This window comes from Microbacterium sp. 10L49 (genome assembly GCF_056395125.1).
The window spans coordinates 1,024,533-1,048,835 of record NZ_JBFTIW010000003.1; the positions used below are offsets into that span (position 1 = coordinate 1,024,533).

15 protein-coding genes are annotated in these 24,303 nt (G+C 65.1%); 13 read left to right on the forward strand and 2 right to left on the reverse strand.

All coding sequences use genetic code 11. From position 1 onward, the window contains the following. Positions 1–90 precede the first annotated feature (90 nt). Positions 91–2,172, reverse strand: a complete 2,082-nt coding sequence (locus tag AC1DCT_RS12600) for an APC family permease (protein ID WP_441977432.1) — start codon at positions 2,170–2,172, stop codon at positions 91–93. 309 nt (positions 2,173–2,481) lie between these two features. Here AC1DCT_RS12600 and AC1DCT_RS12605 point away from each other — a divergent pair, with 309 nt between their 5' ends. Then, the gene (locus AC1DCT_RS12605) at positions 2,482–4,914 is read left to right on the forward strand and encodes a discoidin domain-containing protein (protein ID WP_477429563.1); all 2,433 of its coding nucleotides are present in this window, start codon (positions 2,482–2,484) and stop codon (positions 4,912–4,914) included. A 51-nt stretch (positions 4,915–4,965) separates the two neighbouring features. Here AC1DCT_RS12605 and AC1DCT_RS12610 read toward each other — a convergent pair whose 3' ends face one another. Further along, a complete protein-coding gene (locus tag AC1DCT_RS12610; RefSeq protein ID WP_441977430.1) occupies positions 4,966–6,132 on the reverse strand; it encodes an ROK family transcriptional regulator in 1,167 nt (388 codons plus the stop codon). 71 nt (positions 6,133–6,203) lie between these two features. Between AC1DCT_RS12610 and AC1DCT_RS12615 the strand changes: the two genes are divergently transcribed. The 12 genes from AC1DCT_RS12615 (at position 6,204) to AC1DCT_RS12670 (ending at position 24,253) form a co-directional block, all read left to right on the forward strand. Then, positions 6,204–7,448 carry a Gfo/Idh/MocA family protein gene (locus AC1DCT_RS12615; protein ID WP_477229793.1) on the forward strand — a complete coding sequence of 415 codons (1,245 nt, stop codon included), beginning with the start codon at positions 6,204–6,206 and terminating at the stop codon, positions 7,446–7,448. Beyond that, positions 7,445–9,223: a glycoside hydrolase family 35 protein gene (locus AC1DCT_RS12620; protein WP_477429565.1), complete on the forward strand. Its 1,779-nt coding sequence runs from the start codon at positions 7,445–7,447 to the stop codon at positions 9,221–9,223. The genes AC1DCT_RS12615 and AC1DCT_RS12620 overlap by 4 nt, the downstream gene beginning before the upstream one ends. Positions 9,224–9,331: 108 nt before the next feature. Beyond that, on the forward strand, positions 9,332–10,642 hold the full coding sequence (locus tag AC1DCT_RS12625) for an ABC transporter substrate-binding protein (RefSeq protein WP_440733009.1): 1,311 nt from the start codon (positions 9,332–9,334) through the stop codon (positions 10,640–10,642). 71 nt (positions 10,643–10,713) lie between these two features. Continuing rightward, entirely contained in the window at positions 10,714–11,523 is an 810-nt protein-coding gene (locus AC1DCT_RS12630; RefSeq protein ID WP_477229791.1) for a carbohydrate ABC transporter permease, read from the forward strand. Between the two features lie 83 nt (positions 11,524–11,606). After that, positions 11,607–12,446: a carbohydrate ABC transporter permease gene (locus AC1DCT_RS12635; protein ID WP_440733011.1), complete on the forward strand. Its 840-nt coding sequence runs from the start codon at positions 11,607–11,609 to the stop codon at positions 12,444–12,446. A 202-nt stretch (positions 12,447–12,648) separates the two neighbouring features. Next, a complete protein-coding gene (locus AC1DCT_RS12640) occupies positions 12,649–14,826 on the forward strand; it encodes an alpha-N-acetylglucosaminidase (RefSeq protein WP_477429567.1) in 2,178 nt (725 codons plus the stop codon). 796 nt (positions 14,827–15,622) lie between these two features. Beyond that, positions 15,623–16,918 carry an ABC transporter substrate-binding protein gene (locus AC1DCT_RS12645; RefSeq protein WP_477229789.1) on the forward strand — a complete coding sequence of 432 codons (1,296 nt, stop codon included), beginning with the start codon at positions 15,623–15,625 and terminating at the stop codon, positions 16,916–16,918. Then, positions 16,915–17,871: a carbohydrate ABC transporter permease gene (locus tag AC1DCT_RS12650; RefSeq protein ID WP_441977424.1), complete on the forward strand. Its 957-nt coding sequence runs from the start codon at positions 16,915–16,917 to the stop codon at positions 17,869–17,871. The genes AC1DCT_RS12645 and AC1DCT_RS12650 overlap by 4 nt, the downstream gene beginning before the upstream one ends. A gap of 101 nt (positions 17,872–17,972) precedes the next feature. Beyond that, positions 17,973–18,785 (forward strand): carbohydrate ABC transporter permease, encoded by an 813-nt coding sequence (locus tag AC1DCT_RS12655; protein WP_441977423.1) that lies wholly within the window; start codon positions 17,973–17,975, stop codon positions 18,783–18,785. Beyond that, positions 18,782–20,086 (forward strand): alpha-L-fucosidase, encoded by a 1,305-nt coding sequence (locus tag AC1DCT_RS12660; RefSeq protein ID WP_441977422.1) that lies wholly within the window; start codon positions 18,782–18,784, stop codon positions 20,084–20,086. Before AC1DCT_RS12655 ends, AC1DCT_RS12660 begins: the two co-directional genes overlap by 4 nt. A 199-nt stretch (positions 20,087–20,285) precedes the next feature. Continuing rightward, positions 20,286–22,823: a ricin-type beta-trefoil lectin domain protein gene (locus tag AC1DCT_RS12665; protein ID WP_441977421.1), complete on the forward strand. Its 2,538-nt coding sequence runs from the start codon at positions 20,286–20,288 to the stop codon at positions 22,821–22,823. Between the two features lie 290 nt (positions 22,824–23,113). Continuing rightward, positions 23,114–24,253: an ROK family transcriptional regulator gene (locus AC1DCT_RS12670; protein WP_477229787.1), complete on the forward strand. Its 1,140-nt coding sequence runs from the start codon at positions 23,114–23,116 to the stop codon at positions 24,251–24,253. The last annotated feature ends 50 nt before the right edge of the window (positions 24,254–24,303 follow it).

Genomic DNA, 24,303 nt, shown 5'->3' on the forward strand with positions numbered 1-24,303 from the left:
TTCCGCCGCCGCGCGGTGGTCGTTCACCCGCGGTCAGCCCGAGTGTCCCGCCGGGCGGGCGTCATGTCAACGGCTGCCCGGCGCCGGCGCTCAGCCCAGCTCGGGCGGGCCCGCCGGGCGCTGCACCCGACGCGCCGGCTTCGTGTTGTCGTCGCCGTAGAGGGGGCGACCGCCGCGCTGCTGGCCGGGCACCGGCCGGGAGCGGCGTCCGTAGATGAGCTCGGACGAGTCGAGCAGCCAGGGCACGAGCGTGATCGTGACGCCGTGCACCATCATCAGCTGGTTGGCCACACGCCGGGCGCGCCGGTTGTGCAGGATCGACTCCCACCAGTGCCCCACGATGTACTGCGGCAGATACACGGTGACCACGGCCGGACCGTGCTTCTGCCGGTACTTGCTGATGTAGGCCTCGACGGGGGCCGCGTAGTGGCGGAACGGAGACTCCACGATCACCAGCGGGATCGGGATCCGATGCTGCTGCCAGTCCTTCTGCAGCTGCACGCCGTCCTCCGGATTGGCGGCCACGTGCAGTGCGATCGTCTTCTGGTGCTTGGCCGCGATGGCGTAGTCGATCGCCTTGATCACCGGCTTCTGCAGCCGGTTGACGAGGATGATCGCGACGTCGCCCTCGGATCCGAAGTGGGTCGTGTCGTCGATCGCGATCTCGTGCTCGACGTCGCGGTAGTAGCGCTTCACACCCATCATGAGGAGGGCCAGCAGCGGGATCGCGATGAACACCATCCATGCGCCGTGCGTGAACTTGGTGATGGTGACGATCACGAGCACCGCGATCGTCATCGACGCGCCGAGGGAGTTGATCGCAAGACCCGTGTAGGCCGTGCGGCGTACAGGCAGCGCATCCTTCACGCTCATGGTCTTGGTGCCGGCCAGCAGCCGTCGCCAGTGCCGCACCATGCCGACCTGGCCGAGCGAGAACGACACGAACACGCCGATGATGTACAGCTGGATGAGGTTCGTCAGATTCGCCTGGAACAGCACCAGCACGCCGATCGCGGCGATGCCGAGCAGGATCATGCCGTTCGAGAACACCAGGCGGTCGCCGCGGGTGTTCAGCGCCTTGGGAGCGTAGCCGTCGCGCGCGAGGACGGCGCCGAGCAGCGGGAAGCCGTTGAACGCCGTGTTGGCGGCGAGCAGCAGCACGCAGGCGGTCGCGGCCTGGATGATGAAGAACGGCAAGGATCCGCCGCCGAACACCGCCGAGGCGATCTGCGCCATGAGGCTCTGCTGCGGAGTCCCGCAGGCGTAGCCGACCAGGTCGCGGCAGGGGTTCTCCGCGTAGTGCACCTGCGTGATCAGGCCGAGGGCGGTGAGTCCGGTGAACAGCAGGATGGCGATGCCGCCCATCATGGCGAGTGTCGCCTGCGCGTTGCCGATCTTGGGGATGCGGAAGGCCTGCACGCCGTTGGAGACGGCCTCGACGCCGGTCAGGGCCGAACAGCCGCTGGAGAAGGCGCGCAGCACGAGCAGGATGACCGCCGCGTTCGCGAGCTGGTCGCCGTGCATCGCGTACTGCGAGCTCGCGGCGACCGGCACGTCGCCGAGGAACGTGCGCACCAGGCCGGTGACGATCATGACGCCGACGGATCCGATGAAGATGTAGGTCGGGACCGCGAAGAACGTCGAGGCCTCGCGCACGCCGCGCAGGTTCACGATCACGATGAGGATCACGAAGCCCACGGCGAGCTCGACGCGGAACGGATCGAGCTGCGGCACCGCGGAGATGATGTTGTCCACGCCGGACGCGATCGACACCGACACCGTCAGGATGTAGTCCACGAGCAGCGCCGCCGCCACCACGACGGCCGGGATCTCGCCGAGATTCTTGGCCGCGACCTCGTAGTCGCCGCCGCCCGAGGGGTAGGCCTGGATGAGCTTGCGATAGCTCAGCACGATGACGATCAGCAGCAGCACCACCGCTGCCGCGACCCACGGGGCGAACGTGAGGAACGCCAGACCGCCGAGGCCGAGGGTCATCAACATCTCCTGCGGACCGTAGGCCACGGAGGAGAGCGCGTCGGATGCGAAGATCGGCAGCGCCATCCGTTTCGGGAGGAGCTGTTCGTTCGCCTTCTCTGTGCTGAGCGGTTCGCCCAGCAGGATGCGTTTGGCTACCTGCGGGGCGTCGGCGCTCTCACGGCTGTCATTTGCCACGAGCGGCAAAGTTACGCCTGCAACGGGGCAGACGCAATTTCACGCGCGGGTTGTTGCATCACTGTTCCATCACTCTTTGCCCGCGACGGAGCTCGGGCGTATCCGGCGACGGTAATGGAGGGCGTTCTCCCGTCGTGCCGAAGTCCACGGAACTGTCGGCCATGTGTCGCTGACGCGACTGACCCTAGGTATTTACGAAATGGCCCTATATATTGTCTCGCAACCACACCGTCCGACGAAGGGCAGGACATGAGTTATCCACGCACGCGGCCGTTGAGCCGCAGAAGACTGACCGCGGCAACCATTGCCGTGGTCCTGGCCGCAGCCGGTTCCAGCCTGCTCGGCGCAATGCCGGGATACGCCGCCGGTGGCACCACCTATTACGTCGATGCGGCGGCGGGCGACGACACCGCGGCGGGTACGAGCGCGGCATCGCCCTGGCGTTCGCTTGACAAGGTCAATGCGACGAGCCTCTCGCCGGGCGACAGCGTTCTGTTCAAGGGGGGCTCGGTCTGGACCGGCAGCTTGACGGTGACGTCATCAGGAACCGCTAGCGCGCCGATCACGATCGGGTCCTACGGCGCGGGTCGAGGACGCATCGATGGAGGCGGCTCCGTGACCAACACGTTGACCGTGCGCAACGCGAGTTATGTGACCGTGCAGAACCTTGAGGTCACGAACTCCAGCTCGATCACGACGTCGACATCCAGCATCCGACGCGGCATCTATGTCGAGGCGAAGGACATCGGCGAGGTGGACGGCATCTCCATCCTGAACAACTTCGTCCACCTCGTCGACGGACAGGGAAAGTCGGGCGGCATCGGGGAGGGTGGCATCGCTGTCGGAGTGCGAGGGAACAGCGTGCAGACGTGGTTCGCCGGCACGCGCATCTCCGGGAACGAGGTCAGCGACGTCAATGCGTACGGCATCTCCACCTTCACGACCTGGTGCGGGGGGTGCGAAATCTACTCCGGGGAGACCGGGATTCCATCGACAGAGGTCTCGGGCACGCGCAAGCCGTTCACCGGCCTCAAAGTGGACCAGAACTACGTCCACGACGTCACCGGGGGCGGCATCACGCCGCAGTACGCCGACAACGCCGTGGTCGAGTGGAACACAGTCGATCGCGCCGCAAGCCACCAGCTCGTCGCCGGCGGGGGCAATGTCGGCATCTGGTGGCAGGGGACCAAGGGCATCGTCGTGCAGTACAACACTGTTCGCCGGACAGCTTTCGAGGGAATCTATTCCAACGCAGACGGACTCGCTTTCGACGCCGACATGGGCTCCCAGAACAGCGTGGTGCAGTACAACATCAGCGACAGCAACAACGGCGGGTTCTTCATGTGCTTGATCTCGGCCTACCAGAACCAGGTTCGCTACAACCTCAGCGTGAACGACAAGCGCCTCATCTTCCGCTTCCTCTCCGGCTGTGGCGGAACGCGAGCGCACAACAACACCATCTGGACATCGGCCGACCCCGGTCCGACGCTCACTTCGCCGGGGGTGAACAGCGCCCCCAAGCAGCTCGCCGGGATCGTGGCGACGGACACCTCGGGCAACTCGATCGCCCGCGGACAGGCCGTCGTCGACAACATCATCTACAACCCGTCCAACGCTCCGTACAACGTCTCCGGTGAGGTTGTCACTCCGTATTCGAACAACCTCTACTGGAACGGCACGTCGTCCACGACTCCGGCCTCCAACGACACGAGCGCGACCGTCGGCGACCCGCAACTGGCGAACACGTCCGCCACGCTGCCCTCTGGCGGGTTCATTACTTCCGCACAGTTCAACGCCTACATGGCGGCGTTCAGCCCTGCGGGCACATCGCCGGTGCGGAACAAGGGCGTCTCCGAGTGGGGGCAGACGAAGGACGCGCTCGGCAGCACGGTCCCCGTGGGGGCCGTCGACCTGGGTGCGATCCAGCACGTGGTCGGCGCGACCGCGACGTCTTCTCTCGGCACGTCGGCAGGTACCGTGGCGAATGTCGCCGACGGCGACGTGTCGACGTCATGGGCCACTGCGAATGGCGCGACCTTCCCCGGGGACGTCACGGTGCAGTACAACGACCCGCGCACGCTCGATGCAGTCACACTGGCGGTCGCGTTCGGGCAGGGACAGGGTCCCACCGCCGTGGACGTGCAGACGTGGAACGGGACCGGATGGCAGACGCAACTCTCCAATGCGGCGATCAGCTGGTCGACCAACACCTCCGCCGTCGAGTACAAGCGGCTGACGCTCCCGGCCGCGGTGACCACCAGTCAGCTCCGGGTCATCATCAAGGCGGCGAACCTGACCTGGGGTCACGCGGCACTGAACGAGCTGTCGGCCTCCTACCGAGGCGTGGCGGCGACGAGCATGGGTGAGCTGTCGAACACCAACGTCACGTCTGCGCTGGTCGACAACAACCCCGCGACCTCCTGGGCTTCGGAGGGATCGACGCTCGGATACCTGCAGATCGACGGCCCGCCGGTGACGGCGAGCTCCATCACGCTGAGCGCGGCGTTCGGACAAGGGCAGGGCCCGACTCAGGTGTTCGTGCAGGCGCTGAACGGCGACACGGGAACATGGCAGACCGTCCTGCCGACGACCGCCGTCACGTGGTCCACCAACACGTCGACGGTCGAGTCCCGGACGCTCACGTTCATGGCCCCCGTCACGGCGACGAGGTTCGAAGTGCAGTTCTCCGCGGCGAACCTCACGTGGGGGCACGTGGCGGTGAACGACATCAGGCTGCAGTAGCGGTCGATCGGAGGGGGAGGGGTGTGGCCGGCGGCGCCCCTCCCCCTCTCGTCAGCCGATCTGCATGACCGTCGCGGTCACGTATTCCCGGCACAGTGCGATGCCGCCGAGTGCCACCGCGGACTGTCCCAGCTGTGAGATGCGCAGTTCGATCGGGAAGAGCGTGAGCGCTGCCACGGCTGCGCGCAGTGGGGCGAGCAGCCGCTCGCCGAGCTGCGCCACGCCGCCGCCGATCACGACGACCTCCGGATCGAGGGCGAGGCAGAGTGCCGCGATTCCTCGGGCGAGGTCGTCCGCGAACTTCTGCAGTTGTCGGAGTGCTTGCGGGTCGTCATGCGCGATGGCGTCGAGCGTCTGGTCCATGGATCCAGTTGCGTCCGCGAGCCTCCGGTGCGCGCTCGCCCAGCGGGTCGAAGGAAGGGCGCCGATCTCGCCGGCGCCGCCGTGCACACCGCGCGCGAGTCGACCGTCGATGATCATTCCCGCAGCCACCCGGTGCCCGACCAGCACGTTCACTGCGCTCTGCGTGCCCGCGGCGCTGCCCCAGGCGTGTTCACCGACGGTGGCGAGTTTGGCGTCGTTCTCGAAGATCACCCGCATCGAGCCGTATCGTCCCCGAATGCGAGCCGGCAGGTCGAACGTCTGCCATTGCGGTACGACCACCGTCAGGGCGATCCCGCCGTCTGCGCCGACGATCGCCGGCAGGCCCACGGTTAGGGCGACGACATCCTGTTCCTGGGCGTCCGCATCGGCCAGTGCGCTCGCCATCGCCTGCTGCACCGCGTCGAAGGCCGTCTCACCGTCCGTGAGGTCGATCTCAGAAGACCGCACGCTCGCCAGCGGCTCCCCGCGCAGGGTCGTGACGACGCACACGAATCCGTGGGGGCCCAGGTCGAGGCCGACCAGCACGTTGGCGCGGTCAGCGAGGGAATAGCGCTTGGCTGGCCGACCGGCGCGCTGGCCCAGCGGTTGTGCAGCCGTTTCGAGGATCCATCCGTCCTGAACAAGCTGCGCGAGAGCTCCCTCCACGGTGGGGCGGCTGAGGGCACATGCTGCGGCGATCTCGGCGACGGAGTGCTCACCGGGCTTGTCGAACAGGAACCGGAGCACGGCTCGCTCATTGATGCGTCTCAGCGTGGAGACTTCGCTTCCGTCCAGTTCCTGCACGAATCTCAGTATGTCGTGCGGGAGCGGCGGCTTTCGCGAAGAGGTCGTCATTCCGAAATTATACAAGGGCCCTATATAATTTGAGCGTTCGCCAGGAATGGAAGGCCAGCAAGAGGAGTCGCATGTCCACCCCAGTCCGTCTCGCTGTGGTCGGCGCAGGATCGCGCGGAACCAATTACGCGCGGCTCGCCGCGAACGTCGGTGCCGTCGTCGTCGCGGTCGCCGAACCTGATCCGGTACGTCGGGAGCTCTTCGCCGCGGAGTTCTCCCTTTCGCCCGAGGCTGTGTTCGTCACATGGGAGGACCTGGTGGTCGCGCCTCGGTCTGCCGACGCGGTCGTCATCGCCACACAGGACCGCGGCCACACGGCCCCTGCGGTCGCGTTCGCGCATGCAGGTTTCGACATCCTGCTCGAGAAGCCGATCGCACCGACGGAGGGCGAAGCGACGCAGATCGTCGAGGCTGTCGAGGCGACGGGCGTGATCATGGCGGTGGGGCACGTGATGCGTTACAGCGACTACACGCGAGCCCTGAAAGAGCTGTTGAGGGCTGGCGCCATCGGAAAGATCGTGTCAGTGGAACACCTCGAGCCGATCGGATGGTGGCATTTCGCCCACTCGTACGTCCGAGGCAACTGGCGTCGCGAGGAGACATCGAGTTCCATGCTCATGGCCAAGTCGTCTCACGACCTTGACTGGCTCTCGTACATCGTGGGGCGTCCGGTGCGACGGGTCTCCTCCTTCGGGGGGCTGTATTGGTTCCGGCCCGAGAACAAGCCGGCCAAGGCGGCGAACCGTTGTGTCGACTGCCCGCTTCAGAAGACCTGCGCCTACTCGGCGACGCAGATCTACGAGGGCTTCCTCGAGGATCCTTCGTATCGCGTGTGGCCCCTCGGCGTGCTCACGCCGAACCCCACCGCCGAGACCGTGCGGAACGCTCTGGAGACAGGACCCTACGGCGCATGCGTCTACAACGGTCAGAACGATGTCGCCGATCACCAGGTCGTGAATCTCGAGTTCGACGATGGATCGACGGCCGCCTTCACCGCGGTCGCGTTCACGCAGCTCGAGTTTCGCAAGACCCGCATCTTCGGGACGGAGGGATCCATCGACGGCGACGGCCAGAACCTCACGATCCTCGACTTCGCAACGGGACAGACGCGGATCCTGGACACGATGCCTGCAGGAGGCGCAAGCGCGGCGGATGGGCATGGCGGCGCCGATGGTCGTCTGGTGGAGGCGTTCCTGCATGCTGTCGCGGCCCGCGACGGTAGCGGCCTCTCGCCCGCACGTGAGAGTCTCGAGTCGCACCAGCTGGTGTGGGCGGCCGAACGCGCGCGCGAGCGCGGCGAGGTGGTGACGCTGTGACGACGGACGCACGTACGTGGATCGACGACGGCCAGGTGCTGTCCGGTGCTGTCCACTACTTCCGCATACATCCCGACCTGTGGACCGATCGCCTGAAGCGCCTTGCGGCGATGGGTGCGACCCATGTCGAGACCTACGTCGCGTGGAACTTCCACGAGCGCGAGCGGGGGCAGGTCGATTTCGACGAGTGGCGGGACCTGCCGCGATTCATCCGTCTCGCCGAGAACGAGGGGCTTTCGGTCATCGTTCGGCCGGGGCCGTTCATCTGCGCCGAGTGGGACAACGGAGGCCTGCCCACCTGGCTGTTGTACGACGGAACAACCCCGCTGCGAACCAGCGACCCACGCTTCCTCGAGCCCGTCGACGCCTGGTTCGACATTCTGATTCCCCTTCTGGTGCCGCTGCAGAGGTCGCACGGGGGACCGGTCGTCGCGGTGCAGGTCGAGAACGAGTACGGATCCTTCGGTACGGATCGCGCGTATCTGGAGCATCTGCGCGACGGACTGAGATCGCGCGGCATCGACGTGCCGCTGTTCACCTCGGACGGACCGACGGACCTCATGCTCGACGCGGGGACTTTGCCTGACGTGGCCGCCACCGCGAACTTCGGGAGCGCTGCGAGTGAGGCAATGCGCGTCCTCGAGCGGCGCAGACCCGGTGAGCCGTTCCTGTGCGCCGAGTTCTGGGGCGGATGGTTCGATCACTGGGGTCGCGAGCACCACACGCGCCCCGCCGACGACTTGGCTGCGGCGATCGAGCCTCTCCTTGCCTCCGGTGGCTCCATCAACGTCTACATGGCGCACGGCGGCACAAGTTTCGGCACGTGGCCCGGGGCCAACATCGACCAGGGGATCTACCTGTCCACCGTGACCTCCTACGACTCGGATGCGCCCATCGGCGAAGCGGGGGAACTGACCGAGAAGTTCTGGGCGCTGCGGCGACTGTTCGGCCCCGCGACAGGCGCGTCCCTGCCCGAACCGCCACCGCTCCCCGAGCGTCAGCGAGCGCAGACCGCCCCGCTCGCCCCCGGAGCGGCGCTCCTCACTGCGCTCAGGGCTGCGTCATCCGGCGAGATCACTTCTCATCTGCCGCTCAGTCAGGAGGCGTTGCACCAAGCATCCGGTTTGACTCTCTACGAGGCGGATGTGCGAATACCTCTCGGCGACAGCACGCTGCGAGTACACGAGCCGCGTGATCGCGCCTGGGTTTTCGTGGACGGGGTGCTGCGGCATCGCGTAGACCGGAATGCCCTCGACGAGGGTCTGTCGTTGGTGGGGAACGGCGCGATCTCGCAAGTCTCGGTCGTTGTCGAGAACGAGGGGCGGGTGAACTTCGGGCGGCATATCGGCGAGGCGAAGGGGCTGCTGGGCGGGGTGAGTATCGATGCGCATGGCGTTTCGCGCCTCGTTCACGGCTGGACCCAGCGAGCCATCGACGTGCAGGCGCTGACCTCGCTCCCTGAGCTCCCGGCGCCCTCCGCGCAGGGCGGTCCCGGGACCTATCGCGCCGAGCTGATCTGCGCGCAGAGAGCCGACGCCTTCATCTCACTCCCGGGATGGGAGAAAGCCTACGTCTGGCTCAATGGTTTCCTGTTGGGACGCCTCGACGCTCGGGGGCCGCAACAGACGCTCTACGCGCCGGGGCCGTTGTGGGCGCTCGGACCGAACGTGGTCGAGGTCCTTTCGCTGGGGCGTCCCGGGGGTGACCTTCACGTTGTGGGACATCCCGTTCTCGATGGAAAGATCCCCGAGCTTTCATCCCTTGAACTGGGATAAATAGTTCCTCTTGTATTACGTAAGCCCCTTATGTAATACTTCCAGTGCAGGCCTCCCCGATGGTCTGCATGACCCAGCACTTCATATCCTCATAGGAAGGAGCGCGCGATGAGGTTGTCGCGACGCACTGCATCATTCATGGCCATCGGCACCATCGCCATCGCTACCGTCGCCCTTTCTGGCTGCGGCCAGAAGGTCGGCGGAGGCGATGCCGGAGAGAAGTCCGGCGGTACGGTGACGTATCTGACGGCCTGGCCGGCAGATACCCCCCAGGCGAAGATCTTCGCCCAGGCGGCGAAGGACTACACCAGCAAGACCGGTGTCAAGGTCGACATCAAGCAGCTCGGCAACGGCGGCTCGACGGCGATCATCAATGCTTCAAACTCGGGTACCGGGCCCGACATGTTCGACGACTCGCCCGACAACGCTCCGGCGTACCGCTCGGCGGGCCTGATCGCGGACCTATCCGATGTGCTGTCCTCGAAAGCTGAGGGTGAGAGCACGACGATCAAGGAGGACTACCCGAAGTCCGTGATCGATGCCGCTTCCGACAAGGACGGCCTGGCATTCATCCCGCACACCATCCTTTCCGGAGGCGTGTGGTACGACGCGAACGCTCACCCGGAGCTGGTCTCGAAGGCTCCCGCGAGCTGGGACGATCTGAAGGCGGAGTTCGCGAAGCTCAAGGAATCCGGGAAAGTCCCGATCGCGCAGGAGGGCGGCAACGCCTCCTACAACGTGCTCTGGTTCTACTGGCTGATGCTGCGCTCGCACGGTCCGGGAGCGATCTTGAACCTGAGCAAGTCGGCTGATGCGTGGAGCGATCCCGCGGTCCTCGCCGCCGCACAGGAAGTCGCATCCATCCGCCCGTATTTCCAGAGCGGATACGATGGCTCGCGCTATCCGAACGCGCAGAACGCGTGGGCTCAGGGCGACTACGTCTTCGACCTGAACGGCTCGTGGCTCGCCGGCGAGGTCAAGTCGGTCGTCCCCAGCAGCGCCAAGCTCAGCACCTTCCCGTTCCCGACCTACGGCGCTGATTCGAAGTCGGTCGAGGAACTCAACGTCCTCGGCTGGACCGTCAACGCCAAGGGCAAGAACGCCAAGGGCGCCAAGGAGTTCATCAAGTTCCTGGTGCAGAAGAAGTACATCGAGAAGATCGGTTCCGATGCGCTGAACATCCCGGCCCGCTCCGACGTCAAGGCGCCCAGCGCCCTGGCCGCCATGCAGAAGGCCGTGCTCGACAGCAGCGCGACCACCGGCTACATGGACAATGCCGCGGCCAATGCGCCGACGTGGTACAAGGATGTTCTGCTTGCGCTGGATGACCAGCTCGTCTTCGGCAAGATCACGCCCGAGGAGTTCGTCGCTCAGGGCAAGGAGAAGACCGCGGCGTACATCGCGAGCGGCACTCGGTGAGTATGACTTCTCGCAAGGGAGGACTGCGGGCCTTCATCTGGCCCGCAGTCCTCGTCTACACGCTGTTGTTCGTGGTGCCGGCGATCTACGGCGCAGCCATCAGTCTGTTCGACTGGAGCGGTATCGGAACGAAGGCCACATTCCGGGGCTTCGGCAATTACCTCTTCATCCTGACGGACGACGCCTTCCGGCAGTCCTTCATCAACACTTTGGTGCTCGCCGTCAGCGGAGGCATTCTCATCTTCCTCGTGGCGTTCTGCTGCATGGCGGTACTGCGACAGATGAAGGGCCGCGGTTTCATACGCTCCGTGGTCTACCTGCCCAACATCATCTCTCCGATCGCCATCGGCGCCGCATTGAGCTTCGCTCTGGATTCGCGTGGAGCGCTGAACCAGGTGCTCTCCTGGATCGGCCTCCCGCCGCAGTCCTGGCTGGGCCCCGATCTCGTCTTCCGTTGCATCATCGCGGGTCTCGCGTGGTCCGCGGCCGGCTTCTACGTGATCCTTCTCATGTCGGCCGTCGATGGCATTCCGGAGGATCTGTATGAGGCGGCCTCCCTTGAAGGCGTCACCAAGGTGCAGGCCTTCCGGATGATCACCCTTCCTCTTTCATGGGACGTGTTCGCGACCTGCGCGGTCCTGTGGGTCATCGGTTCCCTCAAGGTCTTCGAGATCGTCCTCGCGTTCACCGGCAGCGCGAATTCGGGTGTGCCGCTCTCGGCTCGGACCGTCGCCATTCAGCAATACATGGCGTTCAACGATCCGTCCGGTCTTCCACATCTGGGCGTCGTCTCTGCGATCGGCGTGCTCATGTTCCTCCTATCCCTTGTTCTCGTGGGCCTCACCCGGCGCCTGACGAGAAGAGAGGCTCTCGAGCTGTGACTTCACATATCGCACATACTCCCTGGCACCGACCCCCAGAGTCTTGGGGGCGGAAGGTCAGTCGACTCTTCGGCGATCACATCGTGCCCTCTGCGATCAAGGCCGGTATCTGGCTCTGGGTCGCGTTCAATCTGGGCTTGCTCGCCTGGGTCCTGATGACGAGTCTGAAGTCCACCCGTGACATTCTGCTCGGCCCGTTTGCACTGCCCACGCACATCGAGTGGGAAAACTACGTCACCGCATGGGACACGGCGGGTTTCGGGCAGGCGACGCTCGTCACGCTGATCTTCGTCTTCTCCAGCCTGGTGCTCGTCATGGGATTCTCCCTCCCCGCCGCCTATGGACTTGCCCGTCGCATGGATCGCACGGCGTCGACTCTGACGGCGTACTTCGCCATGGGCATCGCTCTGCCCATGCAAACGGTGCTGATCCCTTACTTCGTCGTCAACACGAGCGTCGGTCAGTTCATGACCGACTGGGTGACCGGGGCGTGGGATCCCCGTATCGGCCTGGTGGTCTTCTACTCGGCGACCGCTATTCCATGGACGGTCTTCGTCCTCACCGCCTACTTCCGCTCGCTCCCCAGTTCTCTTGAGGAGGCGGCGCAGCTCGACGGTGCTGGGCCTTGGCTCATCTTCCGCAAGATCATGCTTCCCGTGGCTCGCGGACCTGTCACGACCATCGCCATCATCACGGGCCTCGGTGCCTGGAACGAAACACTGCTCGTCTTGTTCCTCGTTCCCGACGGCGCCCAGCGAACCCTGCCCGCCGCGTTGCTGAACATGTACTACGGCCTTCAGTACACCTCGAACTGGGGTGCGCTGTTCGCCGGAGTCGTATTGCTCGTCGGCCCCATCGTCGCGGTGTTCCTCTGGCTGGGACGCCGGATCATCGAAGGCGCAACCCTCGGCGCCAACAAGTAGTAGCCGAAAACACGCGTGCGCCGACGCAGGCCTCGGGCGGCGTTTTCAGGCTTCCCGGGAGCGCTCGAGCGCCGTGCGGCGGCAAAGCACGGAAGCCTGCCTGTCCCACCGCCCTGGGTCGTGGGACAGGCGACGCCATCCCCGGACTCGTGCGCGCCATCGATGGCGCGCACGGGGCAATCCATTCATGTGAAGGGCTCTGATGAATCACGACCAGCGCGCAGCGCAGCGACTCCCCGCCCCCAAGGCGGGTGTCACCGCGAGTGCACAGCAGGTTGCCCGAGATGCGTTCGACCGCGTCCTGGGCAAGGCGGCGGGCAATGTCCTGGTCGACATCGCCCCCATGTCGGAAGACGGGTTCGTCGTTTCTGCCACGGAGGGGCTTCCGCACATCACCGCCTCTTCGCCTGCGACGGCGCTGATGGGTTTGCGATCGGTTCTGGCCAAGACGGGCGAGCCTTTCGACGAGATTCTGTCCGCGGTCTCCGGGATCGGTCCGATCGCCCCTGAGGCGCCGATCGTCGCAAGGGCGCGCTTGCAGCATCGGTTCTACGGCAACGACACCGAGGACTCGTACGTCGGCGCATACCGGACCTTCGAGGACTGGGAGCGGCTGATCGATGGTCTCGTCGCGAGGGGGTTCAACGAGATCTTCGTTCCTGTAGGCATCGAAGGCGCATATGTGGATCTGCTCACGAGGTTCGGGTATTCGCGTGACGAGGCGCTCGACTGGATCCCGTTGCCATCGCATCAGCCGTGGTGGCTGCTGCAGAACATGTCGTCCTATCCCGGCGGGATGTCGGAGGAACTGCTCGCGAAACGCATCCAACTCGGTCGGCGGATCATCGCCCGCCTGCGTGAGCTGGGCGTGGAGCCCGTCGTGCCCGGATTCGGCGGCGTCGTTCCCCGTGACTTCGGCACCCCTGACGATGCCTTCGTGGACGTGCCGGGCAACGACTGGCAGGGGTTCGACCGGCCTGCCTGGCTCGATCCTCGCTCCACGCTCTTCACGGAAGCCGCGTCCGTCTTCTACGATGCTGTCGACAGGCTCCTCGGCCCCGTCGATATGTTCAAGATCGACCCGCTGCACGAAGGCGGGACGACGACGATCGACATTGCCGAGGCCGGCCGCGGCATTGAAAGGGCCATGCAGCGGGCTCGTCCTGGTGCGACGTGGGTGCTCCTGGCCTGGCAGGACAACCCGCGGAGGGAGCTTCTTGACGCGCTGGACCCGCGCAGGGTGCTGGTCGTCGACGGTGTCTCCGATCGTCATCTTGCGCTCGATCGCGAGGAGGACTTCCGCGGAGTCGATTACGCGTTCGGTGCGATCTGGAACTTCGGCGGCGACACAGCCCTCGGTGCCCAGCTTGCGACATGGAACGACCGGGTCGAGGAATGGCTGAAGGTTCCTTCATCACGACTGCGTGGGATCGCCGCGCTCCCGGAGGGGGGACTGAACAACCCGCTGGCGATGGACTTCTTCGCCTCGCTGGCGTGGCGGGACGGTCGCGTGGATGTGGACGATTGGGTGCGGCAGTGGACGATCGCGCGTTACGGCCGGGCGGTTCCGGCAGCGGTCTCTGCCTGGCAGCGGATCGTTGCAACGGCGTACTCCCTCCCGGACGACAACGATTTCTCGGAACCGCATGACTCGCTGTTCGCCGCCTGGCCGTCGTTCAGTGCGTCGACGTCATCGTTGTTCTCACCGCGCACTGCGACGTACGACCTGAGCGCATTCGCCGAGGCGCTGCCTTTGATGAGCGATGCCGCCGACGACCTCGGTCGCCATCGCGCGTTCCGGTTCGACCTCGCCGACGTGGCTCGGCAGACGGTGACGAACACTGCGCGCCAACTGCTGCCTGCTATTGCCGACGCGTACGGGGCGTGCGACGGCGTGAGGTATGACGAACTCACCCGGATGTGGATCCAAGGCATGGAACTGCTCGATGCCATCGCCGGCACGGAGCCGCTCTGGCTACTCGGGCGATTTCTTGACGAGGCCCGCGCCGCAGGCAGCGACCCCGAGGAACGAGATCGCCTCGAGCGCAGTCAACGATTGATCCTCAGTACCTGGGGTCCGCTGGTTCCCGCGACCACCGGTGCGCTGAGCAACTACGCCGGACGCGATTGGCAGGGTCTGATAGGTACTCTTTACCTGCCGCGCTGGCGGGAGTTCTTCACGGGGAATCATCCGGACCGGCCGAGGGCCCGTGAGATCACGGATGCGGACTGGTGGCACCGTGACCAGGACTGGGTCGATAGCACCGACCGTGCAGGCATCCGTTCGGAGCCGTCCGGAGACATCGTCGCCCTTTCCGGCCTGGCGAGCGTGTTCATCGAGCGCGTCCAGGGGGCGCTTTCACAGCGCGTCGCGGGGTGAGGGAGCCGATCTGAGGTTCCCCGCGCACGCCGCACCGGGAGCGACCGGGCTTTGGTGTCCGGGGTTTCGTGGGCTCGGAGCGTGCCCCAGGGATCGCCTGAACCCGCGCCTTGGTCGTGCCGTCGAAGGGCCTCGCGCTGTGGGCGGGTGACGATTGGATCACGTTCTGGAGAACGGGATGTTTCGACGTTCTCGTCGCTCGACATGGGCACTGACCTTCGTCGCGCGTCGACTGTCCTCCGCCGGGGGTGCGTGCGAGGTCTGACGGACGGTTGCGCACGCCCAAGAGGCGTCGTCTTGACGCGGTTTCTAGCGCTTCTTGTGCCTGCGTGGCAGTCCTCGTGTGGGCGCGTCACGTCGCTCAGCATTTAGTTTTCAAAGTTGACGTATCCGCGTTAGGTTCTATCGGTGCCCCCACTAGGCCTGATATTCCAGGGTTGCGGTTAGTTTGAAAGTCTGCTTTATTATTGCCAACTCAATCGCGCCGGCCCGAATGTGGAGCGGTGAGGAGAGCGTGAGGCAGCGGGGGCAAGGTGGCCCCGTCCAGCATCAGGCGCTGAGTGAACATCGACACGGAACCCGAACCTTCGATACAGAACCAAGATCCTCGAGAACAGATCCAGAATCCGCGCGACATCGTCCCCCGGACCTGGCCGTGCTCCGACGTCCGTTTGGGACGTCCGGGTCGGACCGGGCAGGCCACCGCCAGCAGTGGCCGCGCCTCTCTGCGGGAGGTCCGCGCGATGCGGTGCGATTCACACCATGCAAGTCCCTATTCAACGCAGTGAGGAACAACATGAATCTCAAGGGAGTTCGCGGCATCGCCGTCGCACTCGTCGCCGTCGGAGCGCTCGCGCTTGCCGGCTGCTCAGGCGCTGGAGGCGGATCCGACGCCAAGGGTGGAAGCTTCACCTACTGGTCCATGTGGAGCGAGAAGGAACCGCAGGCCAAGGTCATCGACGCAGCGATCAAGGCGTACGAGAAGGAGACCGGCGCCAAGGTCACGGTGCAGTGGCAGGGGCGCAACGTGCTCGACCAGGTGACCGCCGGACTCGCCGCAGGCAAGACCCCGGACCTGGTGGACCAGGGATACGACAAGCTCGGTACCGCCCTGAACAGCCAGGACGCTCTTGCCGACCTCAGCGATGTCTGGGGCATGACGAACGCCGACGGCAAGAAGGTTGCCGACGTCGTGAACAAGTCCTATGTCGAGAAGATCCCGGCGTACGGCGGCTCCAGTAACAAGTACCTCATCCCGTACACCGTCTCGACGGTCTCGTTGTTCTACAACGCGAACAGCCCGTACGTGAAGGAAGCGCCCGCGTCGTATGACGATCTGCTCAAGGACTGCGCCGCGGCGAAGGCTGCCGGCGTCGGCTGCATCGTCAGCGACAGCGACGCCATCTGGGCTGCGGAGTACTGGTTCGACTATCTTCTGAACCGCAACGCGGGCGACGGAGCCATGAAGAAGCTCGCTGAAGACAAGACCGGCGCTGAGTGGGACTCCGCCGCGGTGAAGAAGACCGCGGAGCAGGTGCACCAGCTGATCACCGACGGCTACATGGTCTCGGGCTACGACGCCAGCCAGTATCCGGCCGGCGAGACCGCCTGGGCGCAGGGCCAGGGCGTGTTCTACCTGACGGGTAGCTGGGTCACGGCCGAGACGGCGAAGACCATCGGCGCGGACTGGAAGTACGCCGGTGCGAACTTCCCCTCCACGGGCGGTTCCTCGGCGGACGGCGTCTCCGTGCTGCCCTTCGGCTTCGCCGTTCCGACCGCGGCCAAGAACGCGGATGCGGCCAAGGCGTTCATCGCGTACTTCTCGTCGGAGAAGTACGAGGGCAAGATCACGACAGAAGCCTCCAACCTGACCGCGCTGAAGGACGGCCAGGCGCCGGCCGAGCTCGCCAGCGTCAAGGAAGTCCTTTCCAAGGCGGCACCGCGCGTGACGTTCGACGGCGAGGGCGGCAACTACTTCAGCAAGGTCTTCGACCCCGCGTTCGGCGACCTCTGGCTCGGTAAGACCACGGCGGACCAGTTCGTCGCCAACGGCAAGGCCGCGCACGTCCAGTACTGGAAGGCACAGGGTTGACGACGTCATCCACCACGCTTGCCGCGGGCGGTTCGCCCGCCCGCGGCAAGCGGTTCCCGACCCACTCGCCCATGGAGCGCGTGCGTCGCCGCGTGTTCTGGCCGTTCGTGCTCCCCGCACTCGCCGGCATGGTCATCTTCTACTTCGCCCCGATCGTGTTCGTGGCATGGCTGAGCCTGAACAAGTGGTCCGGCTTCGGCCCCATGCGCTTCGTCGGCACGGCGAATTATCAGCAGCTCTGGCTCGACCCCACTTTCACGACGTCGATCGTGAACACGTTCAAGATCCTCGTGATCGTCGGAGTCATCACCTTCGTCCTCGCCTTCGCGCTCACGCTCGTACTGCGCCAGATGACGGGCAAGCACTTCGTGCGTTCGGTGCTGTTCTTCCCGAACCTGATCAACGCGCTGATCTTCGCCATCTTCGCCGGGATGCTGTTCAACCCGAACGGTCTCGTCAACACCGCGCTGCACTGGGTGGGCATCACCGACGCGCCCAAATGGCTGGCGCCCGATAACCAGTTCACCCTGATCATGGCGATCCTCATCTGGTCCTCCACGGGCTACTTCACGAGCATCATCATGTCGGGCGTCGACCAGATCCCGCCCTACTACTACGAGGCGGCATCGCTGGACGGCGCCGGCCCCATCCGTCAGTTCTTCACGGTCACCCTTCCGCTCTCCTGGGACGTCGTGTCCGTCTGCGCCATCCTGTGGACGATGAGCTCGGTGAAGGTGTTCGAGCTGATCCTCGTCTTCGGTGGAACGCGTGCGTCGTCGCCGAACAGCCAGAACTGGACGACTGCGATCTACGTGTACCTGAGCGCGTTCCAGGCCAACGCAGGACGTGCTTTCGGGCTCGCCGCGGCTGCCGCGCTCGTCAGCCTCGCACTGGTCGCCGTGCTCACCCTCGGCCTGCGCCGACTTCTGCGCCGGGAGGCGATCGAACTATGACCTCTGTCACCCGTGCCCTGACGACAGCGGGTTCCCGCCGGAGGCGGACGTTGCGTTCGTCAGGGAGCAAGACGGGCGTTGCCGGTTGGATCGGACGCGCGATGGTCTGGCTCGTCGTCGCGTTCAACATCTTCCTCATCGCGTGGATGGTGGTCTCGTCGCTGCGCAGCACGGTGGACTATCTGCGCCAGCCCTTGGGTCTCCCCGTCCCTCCCCATCTGGAGAACTACGCCAACGCCTGGACGATCGGCGACTTCGGCGTCGCGTTCCTGAACTCCGCGTCCGTCACTCTCATCTCAGCCTTCTTCGCGGTCGCGATCGCGGCACCCGCCGCGTATGCCCTGAGCCGCTCGACGCGATGGATCGCTCCGAAGATCACGGCGGCGTTCGCCCTCGGTCTGGGCGTGCCGGGTCAGGTCCTGCTGATCCCGATCTATATCGGGCTCGCGCAGGTCCAGCAGAACACCGGCATCCCCCTCATCGATAGCCAGCTCGGCCTCACGATCGTGCTGATCGGCCTCAATCTCCCGTTCACCGTGTTCCTGCTGACGGGCTTCTTCGCGTCCCTCCCCGGCGAGATCGAAGAGGCTGCCGCGCTCGACGGCGCATCCGGGATCCGCACGTTCGTGACGATCATGCTCCCTCTGGCGCGACCGGGGCTGACGACGGCGATGACTCTCGCGGCAATCGGCTCGTGGAACGAGACGCTGTTCTCGCTCGTGCTGCTCACGGACAAGTCGACCCGGACGCTGCCCATCGCGCTCATTCAGATCATGAACTCCGCGGCGTTCAACGGAGCCGACTGGGGATCGATCTTCGCAGGCATGACGCTCATGGTGCTGCCGCTGCTCATCGTTTACACCTGGCTCGGTCGCCGCATCGTCGCCGGCATGACGGTGGGCGCCGGAAAATGAGTACCGTCGACACGGCGGCGTCGAACGCGGACACGGGCTGGTTCGTCCATGACCGCTTCGGGATGTTCGTGCACTTCGGGCTGTACTCGATCGCTGCGCGGCACGAATGGGTCATGACACGGGAGAAGATCAGCGCCAGCGACTACCGGCGTTACTTCGAGCACTTCGATCCCGATCTGTTCGACGCGGCCGAGCTGGTAGATCGGGCGGTGCGCGGTGGTATGCGATACGTCGTGCTCACGACGAAGCATCACGAGGGATTCTGCCTCTGGGATTCGAAGGTGACCGACTACACCTCGGTGAACGCACCGTGCGGGCGCGATCTGGTGCGGGAGTTCGTCGATGCCGCACGTGCCGCCGGCTTGCGCGTGGGGCTGTACTACTCGCTGATCGACTGGCATCACGAGCAGTTCCCGATCGACGGGATCCATCCGCTGCGTGACGAACCGGCGGAGAAGGTCCGCGCGATCAACGAGGAGCGTCGCATCCGTCTCTATGCGGACTACCTCCACGCCCAGGTGCGGGAGCTGCTCACCTCGTACGGCACGATCGACTATCTCTTCTTCGACTACTCCTACGCGGAAGGCGCCATACCGCCGGTGTGGGGTGGAAAGGGTGCCGCGGAGTGGCAGTCCGAGCAGCTCCTCACGATGGTTCGCGGGCTGCAGCCGGGCATCGTCGTGAACGATCGCCTCGGTATCCCGGGCGATGTCACGACCCCGGAGCAGTATCAGCCGACTTCGCCCATGGAGAAGGATGGACAGCTCGTCACCTGGGAAGCCTGCCAGACGATGAACGGATCATGGGGCTACGACCGGGACAACCATGACATGAAGTCTCCGGAACTCGTTGCGCGCATGCTCATAGACACCGTCGCGATGAACGGGAACATGTTGCTGAACGTCGGCCCGGACGGGCGGGGCCGGGTGGACCCGGAATCGGGGCGCGTCATCGACACGGTCGGGTCCTGGGTCGGTGTGCACTCGCGCGCCGTCTACGGCGCGGGGCCGGCGTCCTGGGCGGCGCCGACCGATGTGCGTTACACCCAGCGCGGTCGGCGCTTGTATGTGCATCTGTTCGCCTGGCCGTTCGGTGCACTGCATCTGCCTGACCTGGCGGACCAGGCGACCTATGCGCAGTTCCTGCACGATGCGTCCGAAGTGCGCATGGTCATCCGACCGCCGGAAGCCGAGGCGTTCAACACGGTACCCGGTGGGCAGCCGGCCGGAACACTCACGCTGGAGCTGCCTGTTCAGCGCCCGGACGTGCTTGTGCCGGTCATCGAGATCTTCCTGAGCTGAGCGCGCGGCGGTCGTCGTGCACGTCGGCATCGTGAACAGCGCAGGAAAGGTGTCCTCCCCAGAGGCGACACCTTTCGCGTCACGCACTATCCCCTCTCAAGCGCTACGCAGACCGTCACCCGCAGAGAACGCACATACGTCACGCACACGAACCGCAGCGGGAATCCATCACATGCACCACAAACAGGAGGAGACGAAGATGACAACCCCTCACGTGCTACAACGACGGCCCTGGGCCGTGATAGCGGTGATCATCGCCGTGGTCTTCGGGCTGCTGATCAGCGCTCAGCCCGCATCCGCGGCGACACCCGGTCAGATCACGATCGGCGCAAAGTGCCTCGACGACAGAAACTCGAGCACTCAGGACGGCAACATCATCCAGCTGTTCTCGTGCAACGGCGCTTCCGCGCAGTCCTGGACGCTCTCCTCCGACGGCACGGTCCGCGTGCTCGGCAAGTGTTTGAGCATCAGCGGTCAGGCAGTGGCGAACGGCACGGTCGTGGAGCTGTGGAGCTGTGTCAGCAGCGGCAGCGACCAGAAATGGGTGGCACTCCCGAACGGTACGATCTCGAACCTCAAGTCGGGCAAGTGCCTGAGCGTGACCGGACAGGCGATCGTCGACGGGGCGCGGCTGGAGCTTCAACCCTGCCAGCCCAGCGCGGCCTTTCAGCAGTGGACGGTTCCGGCGACCGATCCGCCCGCGATCGCGGCGATCTCGACGCAGACATCCACCATCGGCGTGGCCACCGGCCTGACGCCCTCGGCAACTGGAGGGGTGGGGCGCGTCGATTGGACGGCCACGAACCTGCCCGACGGCCTGCTCATCAATTACGCGACGGGGATGGTCATGGGAACCCCGCGGAAAGCGGGCTCGTGGACCACGACGCTCACGGCAACCGATTCGCGCCTGCACGCATCGAGCATCACGTTCACGTGGACGGTTCAGGCGGCCGCCGTCGGCACGGCGTGGTACGTCGACTGCAGTGCTGCGAGCAACGGATCGGGGACGAGCACCAGCCCGTGGAATTCCTTGAGTGGTCCTAACGGCAACACGTTCTCGCCGGGAGATCAACTTCTCCTCAAGCGCGGGGTCACTTGCTCCGGCCGGCTCTTCCCGCAAGGCAACGGCAGCGCCAGCGCTCCGATCACGATCACCGGCTACGGGTCGGGCGCCAAGCCGATCATTGCCGGCGGTGCAGTCGCGGAAAGCGCGGTGCTCCTGCAGAACCAGTCCTATTGGATCGTGGACGGACTCGAGGTCACGAACTCCTCGGCGACCGAGGCGCGTCGATCCGGCATCCTGGTCACGATCAACAGCGCTGCCACCTACTCGGGTATCACCATTCGCAACAACGACGTCCACGACGTGATGGGTGTCTCCGATCGTGGTGCTGACGCCAACGGCTTCTACATGTCGCACGGGATCGGGCTCAACGTTCCGCTCGATGGCGCGCTCATGGCGGGGCTGACGATCTCGGACAACTATGTCCATGACATGCGCGGCAACGGTATCGGTCTGTACGGCACCGACGGCTCCAACACGAATGTCGTGAAGAACCGCTACGTGCTCGTCCAGGGCAACAAGGTGGTGCGCAACAGCAACGACGGCATCGTGGTCTGCGGAACCGACTCGCCCCTGATCGATCACAACATCTCCGACGGCGCGGGGACGAATGCGATCAACCCGCAGAACATCGCGGCGATCTGGGGATGGAACGACGACAACCCCACCTTCCAGTACAACGAGGCGATGAACCTCGTGGCGCACACGTTCGACAGTGAGGCGTGGGACTGCGACGGCTACATGACCGGCCGGTGCACCTATCAGTACAACTACGACCACAACAACTACGGTGGGATCCTGCTGGATTGCGTCGGTTGCGGCGGAGGAAAGCCGACGTCGATCGTGTACCGGTACAACGTCTCCGTGGGTGATTGCCGCGTCGTCGACAACCCCGGCAATCTGACGGACTTCGCGTTCTACAACAACACGATCGACTGCGGTTCGGCTTCGCCGGATCTGGGATTCGCCAGCCTCACGTATCTTGCGAACAACATCTTCATCGGTCCGTCAGGCGCGTCGATGCCGAACAACGCGTACTACTCGAACAACGTCTATCGCGGCTTCACGCCGCCGAGCGACCTGTTCGCGTCCACAGCAGACCCGAAGATCATCGCTCAGGGTACGGCGGCCACGGGCTATCAGACGGTGGGCGGATACCAGATCGCCTCCGGTTCCTCCGGCGCCAACAACGGGATCGCCGTGGCGAACCCGCCGGCAGTGGACTACTGGGGCAACGTGATCTCAACCACTGTTCCGAACAGGGGGGCGTTCGGCGGTAGCCCGCTGGGCGCGACGACGTTCACGGACGATTCGTCGAGCAGCATCAGCTACTCCGGTACATGGACCACGGAGAATGTGGTGGCGTCCCGCAACGGATCTGATCACGTCGCCGGTTCGACCACGGCCACGGCGGCGTTCTCGTTCAGCGGACGTCATCTCTCCATCTGGGCCACGCAGGCACCGGACGGGGGCCTGATCCGAGTGGTGATCGACGGCACCGTGGTGGCCGACGCGTCGCTCTACGCGGTGTCCGCAGCCCCGGGGACGCGCGTGTACACGAGCCCGCAGCTACTCTCGGGTTCGCACACGGTCACACTCTCGGTGAGCCCGGCGTCGGACCCGCGTTCGAGTGGATCGAAAGTCACCTTCGACGGCCTTGAAGTGCGTCCGTGACATCGTGCGCTGAATGATCACCGGCGGGCAGCGCAGCGCGTAGAGCATGCTGATGCACTGCGCTGCCTGCCGGAATGCGCGAGGACGACCCGAGAACGCCTGGGCGTTCAGAGATATCTTAAAACTCATTACTAATGCCGGGTGGCCGCGATCTCGGACTCGTTCTCGTTGCTGACCTTGCTCCCTGGGGCTCGGCTCGAGCTCTCGTTTCGTCTTGTTTGATATTTGTAATCTTGTCTGCTTTATTTGGATCGCGCCGACGTTCGTTCGGCGGGAAGGACGCAGCCACAATGGCGAACACCGAACACCCTTCGCCTCTGCGCGCGCTGCGTGTCACAGAGAATGCATCCCCCGAGCGCAGTCGCAAGACCAACCGGACGCTGCTGTTGCAGGCGCTGATCCAGCATGGTCCGCTCAGCCGAGCAGACCTGGCGCGACAGTCCAGCCTCTCCAAGCCCCTGGTTTCCGATCTCGTCGGGGAGCTTCTCGACAAGGGGGTCATCGAGCAGATCGGCACCCGCCGCCGTACGAGCGCCGGAAAGCCGGCGACGATGCTCGCCGTTCGCGACGACTCGTTCCAGATCATCGCGCTCGATCTGTCGGATGAGAAGCGTTTCACCGGTGTGGTGACCAACCTTCGTGGGAAGGTGCTGCACCGGGCCGAGGGCGCAGTGGCGGGGAGAGCGGGTGAGGCAGCGCTCGACCTCGTCGCTGACCTCCTGGGTCGCCTGATCCAGCTGTCGACGGCACCGTTGCTCGGCGTGGGTATCGGAACCCCGGGAATCGTCGAAAGCAAGCGGGTCGTTCGGCTAGCGTCTTCGCTTCGCTGGGAGAACGTGGACCTGGCGGCGGGCGTCCGCGGTGACTACGAAGGTGCCATCCATGTCGCCAACGATGCGAATGCCGCTGTGCTCGGAATGTACGCGTACCGGGGTGCCGAGCGTTCTTCTCTTCTTCTGGTCACCCTCGAGCACGGCATCGGGGCGGGGCTGATCATCGGCGGATCTCTTGTCGAAGGGCCGCAGTTCGCGGCGGGTGAGATCGGACACATCGTCGTCGACGATGATGGCGACAGGTGCTCGTGCGGACTGCGGGGGTGCCTCGATCTCGCGGCGTCCGCTCCCAATCTGCGCCTCAGGCTGGAGCGCGACCCGAGCGATCGCGACCGGATCCTCTCTGATGCAGCGCTCGCTCTAGGGCGAGCTCTCACGCCGATGATCGCGCTGACAGGGGTGAAGGATGTCGTGATCGCGGGGCCCGTGGATCTCGTCAGCGATCACTTCCTGCGCGCGGTCGAGGAGACGATCGTTCAGCGGTCCATCCCCGCTGTGAATGCCGGGCTCAGAGTGGTCTCCGCGCCAGGAGGAGAGGATCTCGTCCTGCTCGGTGCCGCCGCCATGGTGCTGTCGGCCGAGCTGGGCGTGACGTAGCAGGGCCGTACTTCTGACGACAGACGCAATTCCTCCGGCCCTCGTCTCTC